Origin of the sequence: Hyalangium sp. (assembly GCF_045802625.1) — a bacterium.
GTDB lineage: Bacteria > Myxococcota > Myxococcia > Myxococcales > Myxococcaceae > Hyalangium.
Map to the genome: position 1 here is coordinate 30259 of NZ_JBJMQP010000082.1, position 24812 is coordinate 55070.

A 24812-nucleotide genomic window follows, 5' to 3' on the forward strand; every position below is an offset into this window, starting at 1 on the left:
TCCACCGTCCCCCTCTCACCTGTCGGCGCTGGTGTGCGCCACAACGACAGGGGCAGAGAGGTCTGATCTGGTGGGCACCCTATCTGATATACTGCGACACAGTTGCCGGGCGGAGGGATTCTCGTTGTGGGAGGATATGTCACTGGATCAGTCGATATTGCGTCGGCTGAAGAGTTCGATCCAAGTTCAAGAGATGGGTGCACCGCCACAGTGTTGCCCGGCGGCAACGTTCTCATCGCAGGAGGGGGAGGCGGCGAACCGGGAGCGACAGCGGCAATCTATGACTATGCCGCTGACACCTGGAACACGGCTGGAATGATGCTCGCGACGGCGGAACTCTCCATGCCCTGAGTTCTCACCTGCGGCCGCCGCGCCTCGAAGGGCCACCGCGACCTCGGCCTCCACCGCCTGAGCCGCGCCCTCCTCCGCCATGTTGGCTCCCGCTCCGGTGGCCTCCACCGCCCCTGGGCTTGCCTCCTGCGTGGTGCCCATGCCTGCGCGGTGAGGATTCGCGCTCGTACGAGCGGCCACCCTGGCGCATCTCCGGACGTCCGCTCGTGCTCCGGCGACGGTCGTCGCGCGCGGCTTCGACCTCGTCCGGCGTCCACGGCAGATCGAGCTGCTCCTGGAGCTCGAGCAACGTATCCGCACGCACGGCGCCGCGCCGGCCCCGGAACACCCCGAAGCGCAGCGGCCGATCCAGCACCGGCAACTCTTCCTCCACCAGCGTCCGCGCCAGCTTCTCCGGCAGGTGCAGCCGCACCACGCCGATGGGTGCTCCCGACTTGGGCTGCTCCACCTCGTAGCCCAACTCCACCTCGCGATCGCGGATGAATACGGCGCTCGGCAATGCCAGGTATTTCTCGCGCGTCTCGGGTGGAACCAGCGCATTCAGATCGAGTTCCAGCGGGCGCGCGTGGAACTCATCCATGGTGGTCACCCCTTCGAGCTGCGCCTCGTAGAGCGCCGTCAGCTCCGCCTCCCCGAGCTTCGCCGTCCGTCCGCCCGAGCGGCGCCACACCTCGCGCACCTCATCGATGGCCGCTTGGTTGCGGCGCACCGCCGGGTGCTGCGTCTCCCCGCGCGCCGCCGCCTCGGCCAGCACGTGCCGGGCCATGTCGGCCAGCTCCGGCTCCCAGGCTCGGAGCACGTGGACGTCGCGCTCCAGTTCGAAGCCGGAGTGCTCCACGCGCCACTCGAGCACGAGCGATCTGCGCCCCGAGTCATAGGCCAGCTCCGAGCGGGTGCGCCGCGCGTACTTTCGCAGCAGATCGAGCGGGATCTGCGTGCCCTCGATCGCCGCCTGCGTCGTGCCGTAGCGATCGGCGAAGTACCGCAGCGATCCCGCTACCGCGCCAAAGCTCCCGCACACGCTCGTCTTCGAGATGCGAGCCTCATCCCCCCACGATGTCCGCTCGTCGATGACGAGATCGAACGGCATGAAGCGCGCCAGCAGGTCCGCGAAGCGGCGGAACACGCGATCTCCCGCGAACGGCAGGCGCGAGGGCAAGGCGATTCCCACGCTCCGGTAGACGCTCGCCATTGCCAGGGCCGCGTCCTCCACGGCCTTTACCAGCACGCCGCGGTGCTCGGCCCAGCGCTCCATCTTCTCCGGCTCGAACAGGTGGCGCGGCAGCCCGTACACCTCGCCGATGTAGCCCGCCGCGCGGTACGCATCCGCGTAGAGGTTGTAGGCCGTGAGGTGATCGCTGCCGGGCACCAGCACTCCGTCCAGGTTGCGCTCCTCGCGCGTCATGCGGTGGAGCGACTCGATGGCGCTGCTCACGGCCAGGAACGGGAGCAAGGCGTCCTCGCCGTTGACGATCAGCTCCGCCCACGCCCGGTCCACCGGGAGCGACTCGACCGCGCGGCCGTACTGCGAGAGCTTTCCGTGCTCGTCAATGATGTTGCGCGCCTGCAACCGCTGGAGCGCGCGCCGGTACGCGATGCGATCGAGCGGCACGGGGAGATCCAGCGCATCCACCTGCACTCCCAGGGCCGCGGCCGTGAGCGCCACGCGCTCCGAGTCGCCCGCGAGCTGGAACTCGGGCTCCGTCGGGCGAAGCGCGTAGAAGTTGATGGCGCGGTCGCTCAGGATGAAGACGCGTCCGCCCTCCACGCGGCCGTGCACGCGCCCGGCCATCTGGAGCAGCTCGTTGCTCCCGAGGTGGACGCGCGTGAGCACGTTGCGCCCGCGCTCGACGATGTTGGCGAAGCGCGTGTCGTCGATGACCACGGTGTCGAGCCCCTGCACGTTCAGCGCGCTCTGCCCCGCGGCCGTCATCGCCAGCAGGTAGGGCCGAGGCTCCGTCCCTTCGAGGAACGGCCGGATGGCGCGGATCGGCTCACCGCCGTGGTAGTACGCCGCGTTGATGCTCGGCCAGCGCTTGCGCACGTGCGTGGCCACCTGCTCGACCGCGGCCCGCGTGGGCAGGAAGACGCCCACCCCGCGCTCCTCCCGCTCCACGGACCGCAGGAATGTGTCGTCGAGGAACCCGAGCGGCTGCTTGCTCTCCACCACCACCGTGGCGACCTTGTTCGGATCGAACGCCTGGACCTCGAGCACCTCGGCGCTGTTCAGGTAGCGCGCGTAGAGCGTCGGATCCACCGTGGCCGACAGCCAGATGAAGCGGCCCCCCACGCGCTTGCCGAGCGCCAGGCACAGCTCGAGCTCCGCCGAGGTCTGGTGGATCTCGTCGATGATGAGCGTGTCATGCGGCAGGATGTCGCCGTTCTGGAACCAGCGCCGCGCGATGCCCGTCGTCACGATGATGACGTTCCAGGTGGGCGTGTCGGGCGTGGCCTCGCGCTCGCGGTTCACCACTCCAACGCGGAGCGGGGTGGCGCCTCCCTGGCCGACGATCTCCTCGGCGATGGAGCGGATGGCGAGCGTCTTGCCAGTCCCAGTGCCAGCGACGATCCCGAACCCCTTCCCGGCTCGGGCCAGCTCGCGGACTCGCGGCCCGTGGTGCTTCTCGAGGTAGGTCTCCAGGCGAAGCCCGATGGCCAGCTCGATGGTCTCACAGGCGGCTCGCGTGGGGGCGATGATGATGACGCGCCCTGTCGGCGGCTCGGTGGAGACGAAGGCGTCGTGGTCCGGTAGGTAGCGATCAGTGGGAGTGCGCACGCCGGGACATCACGCCACGAGAGGGGCCTGCACGGAAGCGCGAGGATCACTCCCAACGGGGCGACGCCTCCCCAGACGTCGCATCCCCGACCCTCCATGCCTTCCGAGCGGCCCCTCTCGTGTACAGCCGGGCAGCTTCCCCCTGCTACCCAAGGCTCAGCGGCTGATGGTCAGCTTCAGGTGGCGAGGCGCCGGCGTCCCGTAGACGGAGGCAGGGACCTCGCGAACCCGGTTGTCCGAGTCCACCGCACCCGTGTTCGCCGCGGGCTGCTGGGGGGCGATGTTCGGGCCCACCCCGGGCTCCTCGGACAGCTCGGTGCCCAGATCATAGAGGTGCATCATCGCGGTGACATCTCCGGTGAGGGGCTGGCCCGCCTCGTCGAAGAGCGCGATGCCTTCCGGCGCGGTGCTGAAGAACCAGTCGTTGGACATGCCGAACATCGTCACCAGCGAGAAGCGATCCCCCGGGAAGGCCTGCACCTCGAACTCGTAGCCCGTGCCAGGAACCAGCGGGCTGGTGGCGTAGTCACCGTTCGGAGAGGAGAAGGCGCCGACCTTCGTCCCCGAGGGCATCGCCGCGCTCAGCGTCTGGGCCAGCGGGGTCACGTTGCCCTCCTCGGCGATCCGCTCCAGGCCCTGGCCGCGGTCAGGCTCGCCCAGCTTGAACAGCGGCGCAGCCGCCCGGTGCACCACGTAGACGCCCGGCGACAGCGGCGTGGCGACACCGCTGGTGTTGGTGAGCTCGGTGGCGAGCTGCGTCACATTGCCCGACTCGGCAATCGCCTCCAGCCCCAGCCCACGGTCCGACTTGCCCTCGGAGAACAGGGGCTCGCCGCCGGTGGTCACCGTCCAGACTCCCGGCGAGATGCGCACCGGCTTGAAGCCCTGGGACGTCTGCAGCGTCGCGGTGTCACTGGCCACGTTCTCGATGCGCAGGGTGAACCGGCGGGAGACCGCGTCCGAGCGCAGGGAGACGCGGATCATCGACGACACCGGCGGCACATTGAACGAGTTGCCATTGGACAGCCGCGTCAGCGGCATGACCTTGCGCAAGGTCGCGTCCGGGTCCGGAGCACCGGGCCCGTCGGTCGAAGTGGCCTGGTTCGGGCCCGTGTGGGGCCCCACCGCTGGCTCCTCGTCGATCTCGGTGCCCACGTCCCACAGAGAGACGCTGGAGGTGATGTCCCCGGAGATGGGGTAGCCGTCCTTGTAGAGCTCGATGCCGCCCGGAGCGGTGGCGAAGATCCAGTCATTCGACTGCCCGAACATCGACGCGAACGAGAGCTTCTGACCCCTACCGGCGGTGAAGGAGACCTCGTACGCGTCGCCCGGGGCCAGCGGGCCCGGCGAGGTGCCGCCCATGCGCGTGTTGTAGACGCCCGACTTGAGCTGGGTGAACGGGGCGACGTTCTCCAGCCGCACCTTGAAGGTGGTGGCCTCGTTGGGGTTCTGGGGCTCCGAAGCAGAGTCCTGGCCACCACAGGCCGCGGCCAGCAGCGCGGAGACCAGGAGGGCGGATACACGTCCAGCGCGAATGTCGATCATGGTGCAACTCCAGAGAGGAAGGGGGAACTCGTCGCCGGGGTAGCGACGCTCTGCTCTCTTGTACGCAGGCCGAGCAAACCGGTTACATCCCCTGGCGATGGTGCCGCCGGTAGGCTGAGCTAGAGTGCGCGGCCCGTGTCGCTCTCGCCCAGCATGGAGCCATTGCCGTGACCGTGGTGTCCGAAGGTCCCTTCGCGACGCGAGCCGAGCTCGAGCGCTGGGCCGAGGAGCACCAGGTCCGGCACGCGCTCGCGGTGTCCGCGGAGGTCCTCTTCTCGGACCTGCCCATCAATGAGGCGCAGAGAAACGGGCTCCGGTATGCCCTGAACGGGCTGGCGCTCCGGGACGTCGGTTCGAGAGAAGGCGCGCTCCGTCATGGCGGCGCACGCGGCAGAGGCCTGGAGGTAGCGCTCACCGAGGCGACGTGGGCCTTGCTCCAGCAGGAAGCACGCTCGGTCCAGGTGGCGCTCTCCGAGGAGGCAGCGCGTCCCGAGTCGCACGCGGACGAGGCGCTGGCGCCGCTGTGGAACCGCCTGTTGGAGGTGCGCCGCACGCTCCGGCCGCACGCCCCTCCGCGCTCGCGCGAGCAGCGAGCCCTGGCGGCCTGGAGCTTCGAGGCGGCGACGTGCTCGCTCACGTGGAAGGAGCGCGAGCGCGTCGTTCGCGCGGGTCCGGACTACGGCACCGTCTGGGTGTCCGCCCGGTTGACCTTCCCTGGTGGTTTCGAGGGCCGAGTGGAGTGCAACTGCGGGACCCGGCAGCGCGGCTGCGTCCACGCGCTCGCGCTCATCGACACGACGCTGGATCTCCTCCATGACGGCGCCCGGGCCGCCGAGGCCCAGCGCATCGCCGAGGAGCTCCTTCGCCCAAGCTGGGCCCGCGCGCTCAAAGAGCTCGAGCTGTTCGAGGCGGTGGCGGCGAAGCCTCGCGCGGCGATCGAGGTCTGGTGGTGTATCGAGCATGAGCTGGGCGCGCTGACGGTGTCGCCGCTCGTGAAGAAGCAGACCCGCCGAGGCACCTTGAGCGCTGGCGCACGGATGACCGCGGCCCGATTGCTCGAAGAGCATCGCGAGCTGCTCTCCGAGGCGGAGCTCCGGATCGCCGAGAACCTCGCCTCGTGGGCTCCGGCGTCTCGCGCGGCCGGGACGTACCCCTCGCGAGCGTTCCTGGCGCTCGTGGGACATCCGCACGTGGTGATCGACCTTCGCCCCGAAGAGCCGATCGAGGTAAAGCGCGTCCAGCTGGGCTTCACCGCGCTCTCGGCCGGGGAGCACATCCGCCTCGAGCCTTCCATCGAGGGAGAGCGCTTCAGCCCAAAGCTCCTGGGAGCCCTGCTGCGCTCGTTCGCTCCGGGAGAGCCGCTGTGCACGGTCGAGGAGACACGCAACCGCTGCCTGCTCATCGACGTGAACGAAGAGGCGCGGCAGATCTGGAGCGTGCTCGAGCGGCATGGCGATCAGTTCCCACCGGAGAGCCACGAGCAGCTGCTCGAACGACTGTCTCGTCTCGAGGCGCGTCTTCCGCTCGTTGTCCCGCCCACGATGAAGGGCCGCGAGCTTCAGACGGAGACAACCCCCGTCGTACGCCTGCGCCTGCTTCCTGATGTGTCCCTCGAGCTCGAGCTGCTCGTGCGGCCGGGACCGGGCGCGCCGCTGTTCCATCCCGGGGTGGGCCCGCGGGATGTGCTGCTCTCGCGCAATGGAGAGCGCGGCTACGTGCGCCGCCAGCTGATACAGGAGGAGGAGCGGGCTCGCGCGGCGATCACTCCCCTGCCCCTCGCCACGGCTCAAGAGGGGCCGCCGTTCTGTTTCCGGATCGGCGACACAGAAGAGGCGTTGCAGTTGGTCTCCGCGCTGCAGAAGCCGCCGAAGGGTCTCGAGGTCGAGTGGGTCGATGCCCGGCCGTTCATCGCCTCCTCCGTCGGCCCGGAGGCCCTGAAGGTGCAGGTCGAGCGCAAGCGGGATTGGTTTGGCGTCTCGGGAGAGCTGAAGGTCGAGGCGGGCCGGCTCGAGCTTGCCGTGCTCCTGGACGCGGCCCGGAGACAGAAGCGCTTCGTGCGCGTTGATTCCCAGCGGTGGGTCGAGCTCAGCGACATCCTGCGCCAGCGATTGCTCGCCGTGGCGGATCACACTTTCGTGGGAAAGCACCGCATGGAGCTCTCTCCTGGGGCGGTCCCAGCCATCAGCGCCCTGCTCGATGCGGGGGCCGAGGTCGACGCCGAGCCCACGTGGCAGCTCTTGACGGAGCGGCTCGCCTCGTCGCTCTCGCTCAAGCCCAGGCCGCCCGCCTCGCTGGGAACCACGCTGCGCGATTACCAGGTGGAAGGCCATGCGTGGATCAGCCGCGTCGCGGCCTGGGGCGCCGGAGCGTGCCTGGCGGATGACATGGGGCTCGGAAAGACCGTGCAGGCGCTCGCGATCCTGCTCGATCGCGCACGGCTGGGGCCTGCCCTCGTCCTCGCGCCGACCTCGGTGGCCTTCAACTGGGTCCAGGAGATCCAGCGCTTCGCCCCGAGCCTGCGTCCCGTGCTCTACGCCGAGCAGCCGGAGCGGATGAAGTGCCTCGCGAAGCTCAAGAAGAGCGACGTGCTCATCGTGAGCTACGGCCTGCTGGTGCGCGATGTGGCGAGCCTCAGCGCGCTGCAGTTCTCGACGCTCGTCGTCGACGAGGCCCAGGCGCTGAAGAACCCCAACACCCGGCGAGCCCGCTCCGCGCGGCAGTTGAACGCCGGCTTCCGGATCGCGCTCTCGGGAACGCCCCTCGAGAATCACCTCGGAGAGCTGTGGAGCCTGTTCGCGATTGTCTTTCCGGGCCTGCTCGGGAGCTGGGAGCAGTTCCGCGAGCGCTTCGCCGCGCCCATCGAGCGCGGCAAGGATCCCGAGGCGAACGCGGCCCTCTCCCGCGTGCTGCGTCCGTTCCTGCTCCGGCGCACGAAGCAGGAGGTCGCGCGGGAGCTGCCGCCTCGAACGGAGATCCAGGTGCCGGTGGCGCTCTCCGAGGAGGAGTGGACGCTGTACGAGGATGCGCGGCTCGCGGCGGTCGCGGAGGTCAGCTCCCAGGGCAAGGGGCTCCGCAATGAGCAGCAGCGCTTCCAGGTGCTCGCAGCGCTCACGCGGCTGCGGCTGCTGGCGTCGCATCCGCGGCTGTATGACTCGCAGTCGGGTGTCGCCTCTTCCAAGATGCGGCGCCTGCTCGAGCTGCTGGAGGAGCTCCGAAGCGAGGGCCATCGGGCGCTGGTGTTCAGCCAGTTCACCTCGCACCTGGAGCTGGTCCGTGAAGAGCTGGAGCGTGCGGGCTTCACCTACCAGTACCTTGATGGAGCGACGCCCGCGGCGGCACGCGCGAAGCGAATCCAGGCGTTCCAGGATGGCGAGGGCGAGCTCTTCCTCATCTCGCTCAAGGCGGGAGGAACCGGCATCAACCTCACCGCCGCCGACTACGTCATCCATCTGGATCCGTGGTGGAACCCAGCCGTCGAGGATCAAGCCACCGATCGGGTCCACCGCATTGGACAGACACGGCCGGTGACGGTGTACCGGCTGATCGCTCGCGGGACGATCGAGGAGCAGATCCTCTCGCTGCACTCGGACAAGCGCGCGCTCGTGGCCGGCGTCCTCGAAGGGACGAACGTCGCGGCGCGGCTGACCACGAAGGATCTGCTGGAGCTGCTGGCGGGTGGCGACTCGCCTCGCGAGAGGCTGGACGACAAGGAGGAGCCGCTCACCCGGACCGTGCACTGAGCGGCCCGAGCGGAACTCGGGTCATTGCTGGCGCTCGTAGCCTTGCACCAGCCGCTTCGGCGCCTGCTGCCGCCACGCCTTTTCGAGCAAATCGAGCAACTACTCGCGCCGCACCTTCGCCAGCCGCACGAGGGCCCACGGATACGCCTCGTAGTGGTCCGTGATGAAGAACGGGTCGGGCTCGGACTGCATCAGCATGTCTCGCAGCATCATGTCGGCCCTGACCACGAGGGTCTCTCCATCCTCGCGCAGCTGGGCCAGGAGCTGGAGTTACCCCGATCAACCGGGTTAACTCCATGCTTCCGGTCAACCACCTGAGGTGTAGGGCTCATGGCCCAAGCCATAGAACACGAGAGCGTCCGCAGCAACCTGTCAAGTAGGACAGCCCGCGTCCCACCTGATAGAGCAGCAAGACAGAAAGGGGGCAGGCTGGCCGAGTGCATTCGCCTTGTGCTGAGTCGGCTGCTGGGGGAGCACTACATCACGGGCCTGCTCACCCTGGCTCAACACCCTCCTCAGCGTCTCCAAGTCCAACGCTGATCCCCATGAAGATCAAACCCCGCTGATCACGTCAACCACACCCTAGGTTAGGAACGAAACAAGCTTGTGAGTAAGCTGGGACATCAAGTGGAGTGTTCCCAATGAATCAGGATTTTGAGGCGGAGTTGCGCGTGGCCCTTGCCGAGGGGCTTCTGTCAGAGAATGAGGTGGCTTCCTTGCGCGAGGAAGCCCTCCGCCTAGCGCGAGCCCCGCTAGCCCTGCTCCACGAGCAAGGCCGCATCTCTGAGGAAATGCTCGTTGGACTGATCGCGCGGGTGCGTACCAGCGGGCAGCCAACAAATGACGATCCAGACGAGACCGTCACCATCGACGGCCAAGCTGTAGCATCTCAAAAGGAGGGGGCCTCCGAAGTTCCTGCATTCCCTGTGATGGACTGGGAGCGTTACCAATGTGTGCGCTTTCTGGGCGAAGGCGGGATGGGGCGGGTGTTCCTCGCATACGACCCGCGGCTGAGCCGGAACGTGGCCCTGAAGTTCGTTCGCGGCGAAGACCCCGAACTCACCCGGCGTTTCCTCTCCGAAGCACGAGCCCAGGCGCGGGTGAACCACGAGCGCGTGTGCAAGGTCTATGAGGTCGGCGAGGTCCAGGGCCGTGTCTACATTGCGATGCAGTTCATCGAAGGACGACCGCTGAGCGCACTCGCCCGTGAACTCACTATCGAGCAGAAAGCGCTGGTGCTACGGGATGCCGCCGAGGGTGTCCATGAGGCGCACCGCGTGGGCCTCATCCACCGTGACCTCAAGCCCTCCAACATCATGGTGGAGCGTGCCGATGATGGCACCTTGCGTCCCTATGTGATGGACTTCGGGTTGGCGCGCGACTGGAATGAAAGCAACACCGCCACCGGCACGGTCCTAGGAACGCCTCACTACATGTCACCGGAGCAGGCCCGGGGAGAGGTCTCCAATCTCGATCGCCGGACGGACGTCTACAGCCTCGGAGCCACCCTCTACAGCGTATTGACGGGCCAGCCTCCCATCCCCGGGAACAACGGGCTGGAGGTGCTCAACAACATCTTCAAGGTGGAGCCACGCCCTCCCCGCTCACTGGTACCAGACATCCCCGCAGATCTAGAGGCCATCGCACTTAAATGTCTGGAGAAGGAGCGCTCAGCTCGATATGATTCAGCACGTGCCGTCGCCGAGGAGTTGGAGCGATTCCTCTTGGGTGAGCCGGTGCACGCCCGCTCCACCGGAGCCTGGTACCGCCTGCGCAAGCGGCTTCACAAGCACCGGCGCCTAGTATCCTTGGTGGCAGCGGCGGTGGTAGTGGTGCTGCTCGCCCTGGGCTGGGGAGGAATGGCGCGCCGAGAGGCCGCTGTGCGCGAGCGCTTGGCCCGGCGTTTCACCGAATCGGTGGAACGAGTCGAAGCGCTGGCGCGTTACTCGGACCTCTCGCGCCTGCATGACACGCGGGTGGACCAGCGGGTCATTCGTGCGCGGATGCAAGCGCTTGAGGCCGAGATCCAAGAGGCCGGTGAACAGGCGGTGGGGCCCGGCCACTACGCGCTGGGGCGTGGCTATCTCGCACTGGGAGACGAGGTCAAGGCCCACGAGTACCTCGACTCAGCCTGGAGAAACGGCTTCCGTGAGCCCCGCGTGGCCTATGCGCTGGCCCTGGTGAACGGGCATCTGTACCAAGAGCAACTGCTGGAGGCCGAGCGCATCCGGAACTCTGAGCAGCGTGAAGCACGAAAGCGCGAGATCGAACACCGCTACCGGGCTCCTGCGCTGGCCTACCTCCGGCAAAGCGAGGGCGCCGAGGTTCCTTCCACCGCGTATGTGGCTGCACTGCTCGCCTTCTACGAGGACCGGTGGGATGAGGCGCTCGCAAGCCTGGAGACAATCAGGGGTGAACTCTCCTGGTTCTACGAGGCCCCCAAGCTACGGGGAGACATTTTCCTTGCCCGCGCCAACCGCTACGTCAACGAAGCCAAGCCAGAGCAGGCGCTAGCTGATTTCGAGGCAGGGCGCAAAGCGTATGCGGATGCAGCGGCCATTGGAGAGAGCACCTTCACAGTGCACATTGCGATGGCGGAACTCGAGTACTCACATATGGTGATGGAGTTGTACGGCAAGGGCGCGGTGCATCCCCCTTTCACCCGTGGCCAGGAGGCAGTGTCACGCGCGCTCCAGGCCAATCCCGATGACTACCGGGCGCGCTTGTTGGAGGCACGCTTTCTTCGCCGGTTAGCAGAGTTCCGGTCGAATCAGGGGCAGGATTCGATGGAGGTGCACCAGAAGTCAGTAGTGGCCGCACAAGCTGCTTTGGAACTTGCACCGACGCGGCTCGAAGTCCGGAAGGAGCTAGGCCGGAGCTACTGGAGATGGGGGCAGTCTCTTATTGATCGCAACCAGGATCCTCGCGATCAGTTGCGCAAGTCCATGGAAATGTTCGAGGGCATCGGATCAAAAGACCGCGATGACGATGTTTATGTCCAGCTCGGCCTCACCTTCCAGACGTGGGCCGATTACGAGGACCAAGTTGGTTTGAACTCCCTAGAGCACCGGGGCCAAGCGCTTGATGCCTATCTGGCCGCGCTGCGGCTCAATGACAAGCTGCCGGATGTGTGGATCGATCTCGGCACCACGTACTTTACCCGCTCCACCCATCCCAAGAGCGTCAACCCCGGGGACGATCTCAAACAGGCCCAACGAGCCTTGGACAAGGCGCTTTCGCTGAATCCCCACCATATTGTGGCCTGCTTCTATGCAGGCAGGGTCCATGACCAACTGGCTCAGCACCTTCGGGGGCGCGGCGAGGACGCTCGGCCAGAGTTGACCCGCGCTATCGACATGTATCGCCAGGGACTCAGCATCAATCCCCAAATTCCTCAGCTTCACAATGGACTGGGGCTGGTACTGCTCGAACAGGCCGCGGAGGCCTGGGAGAGGGGAGAAGATCCCTTCCCTTTTCTAGCGCAGGCCAGGGCCGTCTTTGAGCAGGCCACTGCGGTCGCCCCTCAGCATGGGCTTGGCGAACTCAATGTCGGTGAAGTGCTGACTCGCCAAGCACGTTATCAACAATCCCGTGGCGAAGATCCGCTCCCAAGCCTCCAGAAAGCCGTCCAAGTTCTCAAGAAGGCGGCCCCCCGACTCGAGGGCAACGTACTCCTCTGGGCGAATCTGGCGATGATTTACTCTATCCAGGCCTCGACCGAGATGGAGCGTGGGCGAACTCCCCAGCCATCCCTGGCACTCGCCTCGGAAGCCCTGCAGAAGGCGTTCTCGCTCAACCCTAACCACGCGCAGTCCTGGTTCTATCTTGGCGAGATACGAGGGCTCCGTGCCCGCTGGGCAGTTTCTCAGGGAGAGGGAAATGAGGAAGGATTTGAGGAGGCCGCTCAAGCCTATGAGAAAGCGCTGGAGTTGGCGCCGGAGGCGCAAGAATACCGGCTCGCCTTTGGCCATTTTTGCCTCGCTTGGGCTGCTTGGCAGCAGGGGGCTAGCTCCGATGCACGCCATGTGCTGGAACACGGCCTTGAGTTGGCTACGCACGTCTTGTCAGCCCGACCAGGCGCCCCCGACGCGCGAATTCTTCGGGCCAAACTGCTGGTGGCGCTGGCTGACCTCAGCACCTCCAAGCAGGAGCAAAAGAACTGGCGGAGCAGTGCACTGGACGACTTCACCCAGGCGCTCTCCGCCAACCCGAACCTCAAGCACAAGTGGACGAATGAACTCGTGCTGCTGCAGCAAAACACCGCGACTACTCCTTGATCTAAGCCGGGGATTTTAAGTTCGCACAGCGAGACCACTGCTCAGGCCGAGAAATCGGCCTCGGGACAGGCCCCCACTGAACGGCTTTACTTTCCCTGGCTTAGTATTAGCGGTCTTGGGCTACCTTGAAACGGTCAGCGTTCCTGCCGAGCCCTCACCTCCTCCGCCTTTGTCACCCCGATAGGGTGATTGATCTGTAACCTTGGCAAAACGGATCTCATATTTGTATTCGAAATCCGTGCGGTTGAAATTTGGGTCCGTGCCATCAGGAGCGTATTTCACCACGCGAGGATTGTATTTACCGGCGTCCTTGCGATAAACAACGATGATCTCCCATCCATCCGGGGCACTCACCCTCCCAGCCCAGTTATCATTATCCGAAAATCTGCTATTTTTTCCAGCCACTAGCTTGGGGAGAGAAGAACCGGTAGTTAAAAACCAAACAGCCACATCATGATCCACGTCAGAGGCGACACTAAGTTCCTCGTGAACTTTCATTGTCAAATTCGATACAACCGCGCCAGTGACAACACTCGTGAAAAAGTACTCATTTTTATCTTTATTAAATATGATTTTGACGTTATTTTCGGACGGCATCGGCGCACTTCCTTTGTATGAACGAATCTCAATAATCTGTAAAATTGCCCGCTAAGTTCGTTTGTGTCACTCAGGGGAGTGGGGTTCCGGGAGGAGTGGGGTTCCGGGACGGCATCAGGTCAAATGCTAGCGTCTCGTGGGACTCGGTCCATAAATATCTATCGCTGCGTCCATGTCCTCCTTTGTCAGGGCATAATCCACAAAAAACGTCGGATCACCGCACCCGTTGCGGTAATGCATCACGGAGTGAGCATCGTATTTCTCCCTCAGCAGGCGCATCCTGAGGGGTGGACCTTCACCTTGTTGTCTTTCCTGACATGGTCCTCCTTGCAGACTTGTTTGTTCGTGTTGGAAGCCAAGAACATGCCCGAGTTCATGCAATGCGATTCCGCCCGGCGTCTTCCATTTACTTCCTTCCACATCCATCTTGAGCTTTACCCAATTGAAGAACAATGGCTTGTGTTCTCCCCTTATCGAACTCGGAAAAGGCGCATAGGCATTGGACCCTGTGTCGTTGGTCGGTTGAACCACGAACACGACGTTCTCGTTTTCACTTTTGCAGTTGGTGTCCTCATCTGCCTTGTAGATAAACTGCACGTCGATGGCATCACTCCACTTCTCCGCCGCGCTCTGGAGTGCCTCTACAACCTCGGCATGGTGTTCGTTGAAAGCATCAGCCACACAATAGGTAAGTTGCCTCTTCTGCTCATCACCCCACCTATCGTCGTTGCATTCGACTGGATTCGCGCAGTTCTCACTGCAGTTCTCACTACAGACCTGATTGACGGTAAGAGGAGTGCTCTGACGGGCGAGATCGCCCTCTTGTGGTAATGCCGGAAGAGACTGCTGATGGTTGTGGTGGCGATCGAAGTAATCCTTGAGGTCGCTGAGATCAGAGATAAGGATATCTCCCTCTACAACGTACGCATTGAGTTCGGGGGAATGAACCTGTTGCACCCACGCCTGGAACTTTGCTTCGTTGGTCTCCACTTCCTCATGTGCTTGCGATCCACACCCGTTCCACAGCAACCCTCCCACTCCTATTCCAAGCACCACCCAATAGCCCCTTGTGAACTTCCTTTTGTGCATCACTGCTCCTCACCTGTCTGCATACGAGAGGTAGTTACCGATGTGCCACCACTCACCAAGGCGCGATTAATCTGCCACTAGGCATAGAGCCCCAATTCTCCGAGGCCCGTTTGAGCAACATCTAAGTCTTAGACTTAAGAGGGTGTTGCGCTGAGTGCTGATGGACTTGGGTCCTGGCCAGACAGTCCGCCTGCTTGCTCCTGCTCAATCTCTTTAGACCAAGTTCCACCACGGGCAGCAGGTTCACCAAGCAAATTGTCCTACGTTTTGGGCATCCCGAGCTCCGCGGGTTTTGTCGCCGGGGCAGTCGCTGGTGGTGGCGGGAGCGTCGCTGACTGGGAACCCACCTTGCTGCCCTCGGGCAACTTGAAGCCGAGGTATGTCCCTGAGCTGATACCCATCAGGCCCAGCAAAGTTACGCTGAACTCCGGCATCTCCAAAGTGCTGTAAACCGACCGGCAGAAGATGACACCCAGTACGAGCGTCCAGACGAAGAGCTGGAAGCGATGGAGGCAGATGTTGCCATTCTCGTCCTTCAGGACTTCCTCAAGGAACCTCATGAGTTCCAGCGGCTGGCGGGTGTCCGGTGACGGACCAGCGGGCGATATCCCGCGCGCAGTCGCCTTGTTTATATCGATCACCTGGGAGCCTAGTGCCGTCGCGGCCCCGATGCTCATCATCGCGAGCACCGACTCGTTGAGGTTTGAGAGCTCTCCGTTGACCATCCAGATGAAGACGTAGGCCCCAACCACGAGATAAAGCCAGAAGACCATCTGAAAAAGCGAGAGGCTGTACGGCCGCTTCTCGATATCCCCCACCCCAGCCCGGATCAACCCTGTGCGCTTGCAGAGCCGCAGCAGCACCACCAACAGCACAACCATGCTGCTGAGATAAATGAAAAACCCCAGCTTGGGAACCGCCACAAGCTGGAAGTCGTAGACTGATGTCTGGATCGGATCACGATTGGACAAGCCTATGCTGATACTCACTTGGCGCTGACTGCTGGAAGGTCTGCCCAGCAGCACGCGCCAGACGTCCTCCGAGCTTTCGGTTCGGTCGAGTCGGTACCGCACGGAGCCCGTCAGGTTGTCGCAGGACTCTGGGTGCAGTCCCTCGATGGCCATGCGGTCGATAAAGAGTACGATCTTATCACAATCCGCGAAATTCTTGGACAGTGCTTGATGGTTGGCAACATGCACAGAGATCATGTCGCCTAGACCTGCCTTCATCCATTGTCTCTCCTTTGAGTGGATCGCTTTGAAATCGCGCATCCTCATGTAGTTGGCTTTTATCTCCTCCCACTCGCTGCCGCCTAAGAATGAGTGGACAAAGTAGACGGAACTTCTTCCTGAGTTGTCATCGCATTCAGTTGGCGTACAGGGCGGTTCGCCCACCGTGATCGTGGCCTTCTGGCAATGTCCAGGTAGGTTCTTCATCTGCTCAGAGCACGCCTCCTCCATTGAGTCTTTGTCCTTGTCTCCAGGGACTGGTGGAGGCTGACCCGTCGAGTCCGTGCTTGTCTCAGGTGTGGCTGCCGTGCCGGTGCTTATACCTTCCGCATCAGAACCAGGGACGGTGGTACTCCTAGCCTGGGCACCAAATCCTTGCGCGAATGGAATGCAAACGAGCAGGCTCGCAAGCAACAGTGGTGTCCTCATGTCATCGTTCTCCAAGGCTTGTTCCGTCCAGAGATCGTCTGCCCAAACGGGCATGCGGAAGAACGATTTCCGTGGCTGGCTTATCCTACGGTGAACGTTCATTAATGATCAAGCCTAAGAACGGATGGCTCTACAGCACTCAAGCGAGCAGGGGCTGTATGAGCTGGCTCCCCCACAAGCCAGATGAACGATGGGAGCTCGCCGTGCTCCATTAGCATGAGCCTCCTCGTCGTTATTGCACTCAGACAGGACGTTGAAGAGCCTAGCGGAGAAGTTCGGTTGTACTGAGCAAACCGCCGCCGACTACGTCATCCATCTGGATCCGTGGTGGAACCCGGCCGTCGAGGATCAAGCCACCGATCGGGTCCACCGCATTGGACAGACACGGCCGGTGACGGTGTACCGGCTGATCGCTCGCGGGACGATCGAGGAGCAGATCCTCTCGCTGCACTCGGACAAGCGCGCGCTCGTGGCCGGCGTCCTCGAAGGGACGAACGTCGCGGCGCGGCTGACCACGAAGGATCTGCTGGAGCTGCTGGCGGGTGGCGACTCGCCTCGCGAGAGGCTGGACGACGAGGAGGAGCCGCTCACCCGGACCGTGCACTGAGCGCCGGAGGGAGCCCCGGCCGCTCAGCGCTCGGGCGCCGCATTAGAACTTGGTGGTGTAGTTGGCCGGGAACCACTCGTAGCCCTTGCCCTCCACGCCCACGTGGCCGATGCCCGGGAACGGAATGTGGGCGCCGGCCACCCAGTAGCCCTGCTTCGCGGCGTCGGCATAGGCCTTCTTGCGCTGGGCCGCCGCAGCCTTCGAGTCGGTGTCGAACTGGATGGTCACCGACGGATCGGCGAACTGCACCGCCGCCAGGTGCATCAGGTCACCCCACAGCATCAGCTTCTGGCCCTTGCTCTCCACGACGTAGACGGTGTGGCCGGGCGTGTGGCCAGGGGTCGCCATGGCCTTGATGCCGGGCACCAGCTCGGTGTCGGCCTCGAAGGTCTTGATCTTGTTCGCCGTCTTGTAGGGAGTCAGCATCGCCGTGGTCTGCTGGAACATCGGCTGCGCATCGGCGGGGGCCTTCTTCATGTTGTCGGCGCTGAGCCAGTAGTCCGCCTCGGCCTTGGCCATGTGCACGGTGGCGTTGGGGAAGGCGAGCTTGTCACCCGCCATCAGCCCGCCCTGGTGATCCGGGTGGAGGTGGGTGATCAGCACTGCGTCGATCTGCTCCGGCTGGTAGCCGGCCGCCTTCAGGTTGGCCTGCAGCTTGCCCAGCGTCGGGCCAAAGAGGTTGCCGGCCCCGGTGTCCACCAGCACCAGCTTGGTGCCCGTGTTGATCAAGAACGCGTTGGTGGAGCTCTCCACGGGCGTCTTCAGGTACGAGCGGGCCAGCGCCTTGTCCAACTCGCCGGGCTTGATGTTGGTCAGCAGCTTGTCCATCGGCAGGTCCACGGTCCCGTCGGACAGGGCGGTGACCTCGAAGTCGCCCAGCATCATGCGGTAGTAGCCGGGGGCCTGGGTCTTGACCTGGGGCGCGGCGGCCTGAGCGGTGGCCGGCACGAGCACGGCGCCACTCGCGGCCGTGAGGACCGCGGCGATCGCGGCACGCCAGGGGGAAGTACGAATCGTCATCAGGAATCTCCAAGGTGGGGGTGAAACCGCCGGGGTTATGCCTCAGCTCCCCCCTCTTGGGTCCCTAATTCAGCCTGCATCCAAGCAGCCGCGCCTGGGCCGCCCTGTCCGTTCTGACGGTGTCGAAGCCATCCGTGAGCCCGGCCACTTCCTTATAGGCGCGAGGCAGCTCCGCCCGGGGAGGTGGCGCGTTGACGCGCCGCGCCACCTCCTCCTGCTGAGCCATGGACTGCATCTTGGCGTAGTGCATGTCGGCTTGCTGCTGAGCCAGACCGCGCGCCTTCAGCGTGGAGTGCAGGATGTCTTGGGCCAGGGTTTGTGGGCAGATAGCCATGTGTGTCCTCCGGGTTCCCACCTTCTACGCAAGGGGGGCCTGAGCGGTTACATGGCCCTTCGCATTTTGTGGCGCCCAGCCCTCAGATGAGCCCCGCGGACCAGCCTCCATCCGCCACGTGCACGCCGCCCGTCATGTAGCTGCTCTCGTCGCTGGCGAGGAAGAGGTTGAGCCGGGCAATCTCCTCGTCGGTGCCATAGCGCTTGAGCGGGATGCGGTTCTCCATGCAGACGCGCGAGTACGCCTCGTTGCCCGGAGCCAGCTGGCGGTGCATCTCCGCGGCCATGTTGGTGTCCGTGGCGCCAGGGCACACCGCGTTGATCCGGATGCGGTGCGGCGCGCCCTCATACGAGAGCGCCCGCGCCAGGCCGATCACCGCGTGCTTGCTGGCCACGTACGGCGAGGCCGTGGGGAACCCGCCCAGCCCCGCGATGGAGGAGGTGATGATGATGCTGCCGCCACCCCGCTTGCTCAGCAGCGGGAAGGCGTACTTGGCGGACAGCCACACCCCGCGCACGTTGGTGGCCATCAGCTGGTCGAAGTCCTCCACCGAGTACTCGGTGATGGGCTTGAAGAACCCGCCGTCTCCGGCGTTGCTCACCAGCACGTCCACGCCCCCGAAGCGCTGCACCGTCTCGCGCAGGTAGCGCTGGGTGTCCTCGGCCTTGGAGACGTCCGCCACGCAGTAGCCCACGTGCTCCTGGTTGATGGCCTGCACCGTCTTCTGCAGCTTCTCCTGCGTCCGCCCCACCACCATGACCTTGGCGCCCTCCTGGGCGAATAGGGCTGCCGTCGCCGCGCCGATGCCGCTCCCACCGCCAGTGATGATCGCCACCTTGTTCTGTAAGCGCTTCATGACACGTCCCCCTGTTGTAGGTGCCTGGCACGAACATCCGTTCACCAGGGCCGGTGTCTCGTTGGCCCTGATGGGATGAACCTTAAACAGGAGGCCTCGCGACCGCTGTGAATCGCTTCACATGGAAGCTGTGTGTTGCCCCACAGCTCCGCCGCGCTCTTCTTGACCGTTGGCGTCATCAACCCGAGTGCTTACGCGTGGCGCCACTTGTCCCGCGCGGCCCACAGGGCTTCACACGCGGTCACGGCGCTCGTGGCGAGCCGCACGCCCACGACCTCCGAGAGTGAGGTACGCCCGGGGTTGATCTCCACCGTCGCCTTGCCTTGCGAGGCGGCCTCCACCACCGGCAAGGTGATGTATGGGAACACGCTGGAGGTCCCGATCGAGAACACCACGTCGAAGCCCCGATCGAGCTCCTGCTGGAGCAAATCCGTCTTGGCGGGAGGCAGCATCTCCTCGAAGAGGACGACGTCCGGGCGGATGACGCCGCCGCATCGGGCACAGAATGGGGAGGGCGCGAGCTGGGAGTAGTCCTTCACGCGCTCCTTGTAGCCGCAGCGGGTGCAGCTCAGGTCGTGCAGGTCTCCGTGAATGTCGATGACGTTCTTCGAGCCCGCCGCCCGGTGGAACCCGTCCACGTTCTGGGTGAGCACCCAACAGCGCTCGAAGCAGCCCTCCATGAGGGCGAGGATCTCGTGGGCGCGGTTGAAGCTCGCGCCCCGGCAGGCGTTTTCGATGCGGTGAAGGTGCTTCCAGGTCAGCTCGGGCCGGCGCCGGAAGACCGGGCCGGACATGACCTCCTCGATCGGCATGCCCCCTTCGGCGTGCTGGTCGTTGTAGAGCCCGCCGATGCCTCGGTACGTAGGCAGGCCCGACTCCGCGGAGATGCCAGCGCCGGTGATGAACAAGACACTGCGAGCCTGAGACAGCGCCGCGACAACGCGCGTGACTTCGAGTTCCATGCCATCAGTGTATCAACAGGCGGCACGAGGATCTGAAACCCCAGAGGGCTCACCTTCTACCGGTGCTCCCAGATGACCTGGCCCTCTTCGATGCGGGCGGGAAAGCGCGCCGTGCCCTGCGCGAGCGGAGCGAGCACCCGGGAGCGCCCCTGCTCGCGCACCACCGACAGCCCCAGGGTCTCCACGAGCCGGTGGCTGTCGTACGTGTGGATCGTGGCCTCCCATGAGCCCGGCAGGAGCGCTGTCTCCACATCTCCGACGATCCGCACCTCCCCTTCGACGATGGCCTGGTAGCAGGCGCGCCGGCCGTCCTCCACATCGGGGAACTGCTTGAGGAAGACCATCTTCATGCCGCGCGCCTCGACGTCGAACACCCCGCGCAACACATCCAGCCCTCCGAACCAGGCCAATGCCGGGTTGTCGCGCAGCCCCGCGACGGCGCCGAGCGCCCGGGCCATCACCTCGCCCGCGCGCCGCAGCTCGCGCAGCGGCCCTTCCCGGCCACCGTCGGTGCGCCGCACCTCAAGCAGCCGCCGGTGCTCGATGGGGTGCTTCGGCCCGAACGTCGGGATCACCCAGGTGTCCAGCGAGAACACGGCGGGATCCTCCGCGCGGCGCGGCACCACCATCGTCCCGAGATCCTTCGGGAACCCGTAGAAGAGCCGGCCGTTGTTGAGCGCCACGTCATTGCTCACCCAGATGTAGGGCGTGTAGGTCACCACGCGCTCCGGCCGGAAGACGCCGCGCTCCTCCCGCCCCGCCACGAGCGGAATCCAGATCCCGAAGTCGATCTCGGGCACCCACCCGAGGCGCTCCACGAGCGGATGGTTGTCGACGCTCGCGCAATACAGCACCACCACGGGCGCGAACGGGCGATAGCGGACGGGCCCACCCAGGTTGAGCTGCTGATCACAGACCGCTTGCAGGCGCGCGGGATCCGCGCGGAGCACGAACATGGTGACATCGATGTCGAGCGCGATGGGCGGCGTGGCCAGGAGCGCCCCATCACGCACCACGAAGCGCGGCAGATCCCGCGCAGCCCGGATCGCGGTGGCACCAGTAGCGCTTCGCGTGGCAGGGGGCGCCTTCTTCCGTGCGAGCATGACCACCGGGGCCTCCCCGCTTCCGCGCCGGCCGCCCGCGTCGAGCTCGGTCAGCCAGTCTCCGATCGCCGGACGCACGGCCGCGTCGATGGCCGCCGCGGCGCGATTGCCCGCCAACGCCGCTGCCTCGATGCAGCCGATGCTCAGGCTGGTCAGCGTCCAGTCACCCGCGAGGACGAGGTTCTCGTAGCCCGACTCGCCGGGCCGGAGGCGATGGCGGTTGGTCCCCGGCGCGGCAATCACATACCGGTCCGAGGGATTCATGAGCGGAGACACGAACTGCGCCTGGAGACGCGCTGGCCCGTCGCGATCCTCTGGATCGTGGAGCCAGTGCCAGTTGAGCTCCCGGTGATCGTGCCGGCTCGTGGCCCTGGGCCAGAGCCCCCACGCCCGGCGGCCGAGCCAGCCCTCCAGGTTCTCCGCCATCCGGGCCCGCAGGCGCGCGGGGTAGTCGCTCGGTCCGCGCGGAGGAATGGGCTCGGTTTCATCGAGCCGGGACGTCACGTATGCGAGCGAGCCCGGCCGCGAGCGCTCCGGCCACTGCTCGCGCGTGAGCAGGTGCGTCATGTCCGCCCACGAGTCGAACGGGCTGGCGAACGGAATGACCATGGAGCTGCCGCCGCGCCAGCCGAGCCGCTCGAGCTCGACGTTGAACCAGAGCTGCGCCGACTGCGTCGGCACGGTGCGCACGTGCTCGACCATGGCGCGGAAGCGAGGGTTGCCCTCGTCCGCGACGAGCTCGCGGCAGACCTCACCCAAGGCGCCCAGCGAGATGCCCAGGATCACCATGTCGAAGTCCTGGCGGTCGCGCAGCACGCGCCGCTCGACGGCTGGCCACGAGCCCCACCAGTCCTCGAGCTCATGGCCGCCCGCCCGCAGCGCCTCGCCCTCCTCGAGCTGATCGTACAAGGGCCGGGTGGGCCAACATGGCAGGCCGTCCACCTCGTAGAGGGGCCGGTAGGGGCCCTTGCGGACCGTGGCCTGTCGATCGATGACGATCCGCGCCACACGGCGACGGTCCTCGGACAGTTCCAGGTGATCGACGGTGTGGAAGAACTCGAAGCGCACACCGCGGCGCGCGAGCACCTGATAGAGGGGCGCGAAGACGGTCTCGCCCATGCCCGCCGCCATCTTGTAGAGGATGGCGCCCTGGTACGTGAACGCCAGCCGCAGCAGGGCATACGTCAGCGTGCCTGCGCCGATCTCCGTCCCACCGCAGTAGGCCGCCGCGTGGAGCCCCTCGACGAGCGCGGAGTTCACGCTCTCCGGCCGCGCGCCATGGCGGCTCAGCCACTGCCGGAAGCTCTCGTCATCGAGCGAGAACCAGTCGCGCGGTCCGGTCGCGAGCCCATCGGCGATGAGGCCTCGTACGAGGGTCAGCAGGAGATCGACCTCGGTCCCCACGGTCTGCTGATCGCTCTCGTCCTCGAGGTAGCGCCGCAGGCTCGCGCCTACGACATCGAGGAGGACGAGCACCTCGCGGCGTCCCTGCTCGCCCTCGAAGGAGGACTTCCGGCCGGTGTCGGCCGCGATGAGCTCCGCGACCTTCAAGCCAGCCACCGAGGTTGCGAGCTCCCAGAGCGTCTGCGCGGCGCCGACAGCCGCCACCACGGTGCGCCCCAGCCCCTTGCGGACCGTGGTCTCCAGGGCCTCCTTGACGGCCGAGGCCCGGCTGCCAACGGATTGCCCGAGCCGCTCGATCATGCGGCGCAGCCCGGGCAGCTCCGCGCCGAGCAGCTCCCGGAGGCGCACCGCGAATCCTCCATCCACGGCGCCGAGCAGCTCCAGGCTCCGGGCCTCGGCGAAGCGAAGCAACCGGGTGATGTACTCCCAGGGTGCCAGCACATGCGTCCCGGTCCCGGGCACGCCGCTGTTGCGCACGGAGGTCATCCAGCGGAAGGACCACGTGTCCCCTCCCCGCTCGGGAAGCACGATGGAGTCGTGCGGGAGGAACGCCTCGCTCATGGTGGCGAGCGGCGCGCGAGGAGGGCGGCCGAGCTCCTCGTAGCACTCGCGCAGCAGCCGGAACGTGTTCTCGTAGAAGCCCCAGAGCACGTGCAGCCCGTGCTCCTCGATGCGGTGGTGGGCCTCGGCGTTACGGCCCGAGGCGCCCTTGCCGCCCAGGCGGAAGCCCATCTGGTAGACGGTGATCTCGTAGCGATCGCGCCACCCGGGCAGGCTCGTCAGCTCGTGCACGGCGGCGAGGGAGGCCATGCCGCCTCCGAGCACAGCGATTTTCCGTTTCACCGGGGGACGGTCGCAAGATCGCGCGGGCGCTGTCAATGCACCGGCCCTCCCTGTCGTTGGCATGCGCGGCGCGGGCCGCACGCCTGCGCTCATGGGCAAAGATGGCCGCACGCTCGATGTCGTCTCGTCGTTGAGAGGTCCGTCTTTGGAGGGGGCGTTTCGCTTCGGGGAGGCGCATGCGGGACGCGACATCTCCCCCTTGCTACATCCAGTTGTATGCCACGACCGGGGGATTGCCACAAGACCCCCTCTGTGAGGCACAGACGCCGGCCGCACGCGAAAAACAGCGGGCGCGGAGGAACCCATGCACAACGAATCCGGACGCAGTGTGGCCACGAACAACCATGCAGTGCTGATCGCCGGAGGCGGCCCGACGGGCCTGATGCTGGCAGCCGAGTTGGCGTTGGCGGGGATCGACGTCGCCGTCGTCGAGCGGCGCGTGAACCAGGAGCTCCCCGGGTCACGCGCGGGCGGCCTGCACGCCCGCACGATCGAGGTGTTCGATCAGCGGGGCGTCGCCGAGCGCTTCCTCTCGCAGGGGCAGATCATGCAGGTCGCGGGCTTCTCGTTCATCCCGCTCGACATCAGCGACTTCCCGACGCGCCACAACTACGGGCTCGCGCTCAGGCAGGCTCGCATCGAGCGCATCATGGCCGAGTGGGTCGCCGAGCTGCCGGTGACGTTCTATCGAGGGCGTGAGGTGACGGGGTTCGCGCAGGACGACACCGGCGTCGACGTCGAGCTGTCGGACGGCGCCTCGCTCCGGGCGAGGTACCTCGTCGGGTGCGACGGAGGCCGCAGCCTGATTCGCAAGCAGGCCGGGATCGAGTTCCCCGGCTGGGACGCGTCGACCAGCTTCCTGATCGCCGAGGTGGAGATGACCGAGGAGCCCGCGTGGGGCATCCGCCGTGGAGACAAGGGCGTCAACGCCATCGGCAAGCTCGACGACGGGAAGCGCGCCGGCGTCGTGCTGGTCGAGCCGCAGGCCGACAACAGAACCGAGCCGACCCTGGAGGATCTGCGCGCGGCGCTGATGGCGGTCTACGGGACCGACTTCGGTGTTCGCAATCCGACCTGGCTCTCCCGATTCTCCGACATGGCTCGGCAGGCGGCGTTCTACCGGGAGCGACGGGTGCTCCTGGCCGGCGACGCGGCGCACGTGCATGCCCCCACGGGCGGACAGGGACTCAACATCGGCGTGCAGGACGCCGTGAATCTCGGCTGGAAGCTGGCGCAGGTGGTGAAGGGCCTCTCGCCGGAGACCCTCCTCGACACCTACCACGCCGAGCGGCACCCCATCGGGGCCCGCGTGCTCCGCCTGACGATGGCCCAGATCGCGCTCGGCCGCGGCGACGATCGCACCGAGGCCCTGCGCGAGAACATGGCCGAGCTGCTGAAGATGGAGCAGCCTCGCAAGCGGTACGCCGCGATGATGTCGGGCCTCGACGTCCACTACGAACTCGGTGCGGGGCACCCGCTGCTCGGGCGTCGCATGCCCGACCTCGAGCTGAGCACGGAGAGCGGTCCGAAGCGCGTGTTCTCGCTGCTGCACGAGGCCCGGCCGGTCTTCCTCAACCTCGGCGAGCCGGGCGCCTTCGACATCACTCCGTGGGCAGAGCGGGTTCGGCGGGTGGATGCCCGATACACGGG

General features: G+C 65.6%; 14 protein-coding genes and 1 pseudogene. 4 read left to right on the top strand and 11 right to left on the bottom strand.

The window, feature by feature from the left end; all coding sequences use genetic code 11:
* Positions 1–355: 355 nt before the first annotated feature.
* Both ACJ8AT_RS15675 and ACJ8AT_RS15680 read right to left on the bottom strand, forming a co-directional pair.
* Entirely contained in the window at positions 356–3127 is a 2772-nt protein-coding gene (locus ACJ8AT_RS15675) for a DEAD/DEAH box helicase (RefSeq protein ID WP_407738538.1), read from the bottom strand.
* Between the two features lie 156 nt (positions 3128–3283).
* Entirely contained in the window at positions 3284–4672 is a 1389-nt protein-coding gene (locus ACJ8AT_RS15680; protein WP_407738539.1) for a spondin domain-containing protein, read from the bottom strand.
* Positions 4673–4839: 167 nt separating this feature from the next.
* On the opposite strand from ACJ8AT_RS15680, the gene ACJ8AT_RS15685 reads away from it, so the two are divergent.
* The gene (locus ACJ8AT_RS15685) at positions 4840–8412 is read left to right on the top strand and encodes a DEAD/DEAH box helicase (RefSeq protein ID WP_407738540.1); all 3573 of its coding nucleotides are present in this window, start codon (positions 4840–4842) and stop codon (positions 8410–8412) included.
* Positions 8413–8511: 99 nt separating this feature from the next.
* On the opposite strand, the gene ACJ8AT_RS15690 is transcribed toward ACJ8AT_RS15685, so the two are convergent.
* On the bottom strand, positions 8512–8640 hold the full coding sequence (locus ACJ8AT_RS15690; RefSeq protein ID WP_407738541.1) for a hypothetical protein: 129 nt from the start codon (positions 8638–8640) through the stop codon (positions 8512–8514).
* A gap of 413 nt (positions 8641–9053) precedes the next feature.
* Between ACJ8AT_RS15690 and ACJ8AT_RS15695 the strand changes: the two genes are divergently transcribed.
* On the top strand, positions 9054–12689 hold the full coding sequence (locus tag ACJ8AT_RS15695) for a protein kinase domain-containing protein (protein ID WP_407738542.1): 3636 nt from the start codon (positions 9054–9056) through the stop codon (positions 12687–12689).
* A gap of 120 nt (positions 12690–12809) precedes the next feature.
* Here the strand turns inward: ACJ8AT_RS15695 and ACJ8AT_RS15700 are convergent, their stop codons facing one another.
* From ACJ8AT_RS15700 to ACJ8AT_RS15710, 3 genes are all read right to left on the bottom strand, one after another.
* A complete protein-coding gene (locus ACJ8AT_RS15700) occupies positions 12810–13286 on the bottom strand; it encodes a hypothetical protein (RefSeq protein ID WP_407738543.1) in 477 nt (158 codons plus the stop codon).
* A 126-nt stretch (positions 13287–13412) separates the two neighbouring features.
* Complete coding sequence (locus ACJ8AT_RS15705; RefSeq protein ID WP_407738544.1) at positions 13413–14276, bottom strand: hypothetical protein; 864 nt, start codon at positions 14274–14276, stop codon at positions 13413–13415.
* A 359-nt stretch (positions 14277–14635) separates the two neighbouring features.
* A complete protein-coding gene (locus ACJ8AT_RS15710) occupies positions 14636–16033 on the bottom strand; it encodes a hypothetical protein (RefSeq protein ID WP_407738545.1) in 1398 nt (465 codons plus the stop codon).
* A gap of 292 nt (positions 16034–16325) precedes the next feature.
* On the opposite strand from ACJ8AT_RS15710, the pseudogene ACJ8AT_RS15715 reads away from it, so the two are divergent.
* Positions 16326–16640 (top strand): annotated as a pseudogene (locus tag ACJ8AT_RS15715) (helicase-related protein); the annotation flags it as partial.
* 42 nt (positions 16641–16682) lie between these two features.
* Here ACJ8AT_RS15715 and ACJ8AT_RS15720 read toward each other — a convergent pair.
* From ACJ8AT_RS15720 to ACJ8AT_RS15740, 5 genes are all read right to left on the bottom strand, one after another.
* A complete protein-coding gene (locus ACJ8AT_RS15720) occupies positions 16683–17660 on the bottom strand; it encodes an MBL fold metallo-hydrolase (RefSeq protein WP_407738546.1) in 978 nt (325 codons plus the stop codon).
* Between the two features lie 64 nt (positions 17661–17724).
* Positions 17725–17994 carry a hypothetical protein gene (locus tag ACJ8AT_RS15725; protein WP_407738547.1) on the bottom strand — a complete coding sequence of 90 codons (270 nt, stop codon included), beginning with the start codon at positions 17992–17994 and terminating at the stop codon, positions 17725–17727.
* An 82-nt stretch (positions 17995–18076) separates the two neighbouring features.
* Entirely contained in the window at positions 18077–18850 is a 774-nt protein-coding gene (locus ACJ8AT_RS15730; RefSeq protein WP_407738548.1) for an SDR family NAD(P)-dependent oxidoreductase, read from the bottom strand.
* Positions 18851–19041: 191 nt separating this feature from the next.
* Positions 19042–19812, bottom strand: coding sequence for an NAD-dependent protein deacylase (locus ACJ8AT_RS15735; protein ID WP_407738549.1), 771 nt, complete (start codon positions 19810–19812; stop codon positions 19042–19044).
* A 56-nt stretch (positions 19813–19868) separates the two neighbouring features.
* Positions 19869–23468, bottom strand: a complete 3600-nt coding sequence (locus ACJ8AT_RS15740; RefSeq protein ID WP_407738550.1) for an NAD(P)-binding protein — start codon at positions 23466–23468, stop codon at positions 19869–19871.
* Here ACJ8AT_RS15740 and ACJ8AT_RS15745 point away from each other — a divergent pair.
* Positions 23467–24812 (top strand): FAD-dependent monooxygenase (locus ACJ8AT_RS15745; protein ID WP_407738551.1); only part of this gene is annotated, 1346 nt, incomplete at its 3' end. The two genes, ACJ8AT_RS15740 and ACJ8AT_RS15745, sit on opposite strands and share 2 nt — an antisense overlap.

Excerpts from the sequence above, each read along its gene's own strand:
- ACJ8AT_RS15680 (WP_407738539.1), bottom strand. The coding sequence starts at position 4,672 with ATGATCGACATTCGCGCTGGACGTGTATCCGCCCTCCTGGTCTCCGCG.
- ACJ8AT_RS15695 (WP_407738542.1), top strand. The coding sequence starts at position 9,054 with ATGAATCAGGATTTTGAGGCGGAGTTGCGCGTGGCCCTTGCCGAGGGG.
- ACJ8AT_RS15700 (WP_407738543.1), bottom strand. The coding sequence starts at position 13,286 with ATGCCGTCCGAAAATAACGTCAAAATCATATTTAATAAAGATAAAAAT.
- ACJ8AT_RS15710 (WP_407738545.1), bottom strand. The coding sequence starts at position 16,033 with ATGAGGACACCACTGTTGCTTGCGAGCCTGCTCGTTTGCATTCCATTC.
- ACJ8AT_RS15720 (WP_407738546.1), bottom strand. The coding sequence starts at position 17,660 with ATGACGATTCGTACTTCCCCCTGGCGTGCCGCGATCGCCGCGGTCCTC.
- ACJ8AT_RS15725 (WP_407738547.1), bottom strand. The coding sequence starts at position 17,994 with ATGGCTATCTGCCCACAAACCCTGGCCCAAGACATCCTGCACTCCACG.
- ACJ8AT_RS15730 (WP_407738548.1), bottom strand. The coding sequence starts at position 18,850 with ATGAAGCGCTTACAGAACAAGGTGGCGATCATCACTGGCGGTGGGAGC.
- ACJ8AT_RS15735 (WP_407738549.1), bottom strand. The coding sequence starts at position 19,812 with ATGGAACTCGAAGTCACGCGCGTTGTCGCGGCGCTGTCTCAGGCTCGC.
- ACJ8AT_RS15740 (WP_407738550.1), bottom strand. The coding sequence starts at position 23,468 with ATGGGTTCCTCCGCGCCCGCTGTTTTTCGCGTGCGGCCGGCGTCTGTG.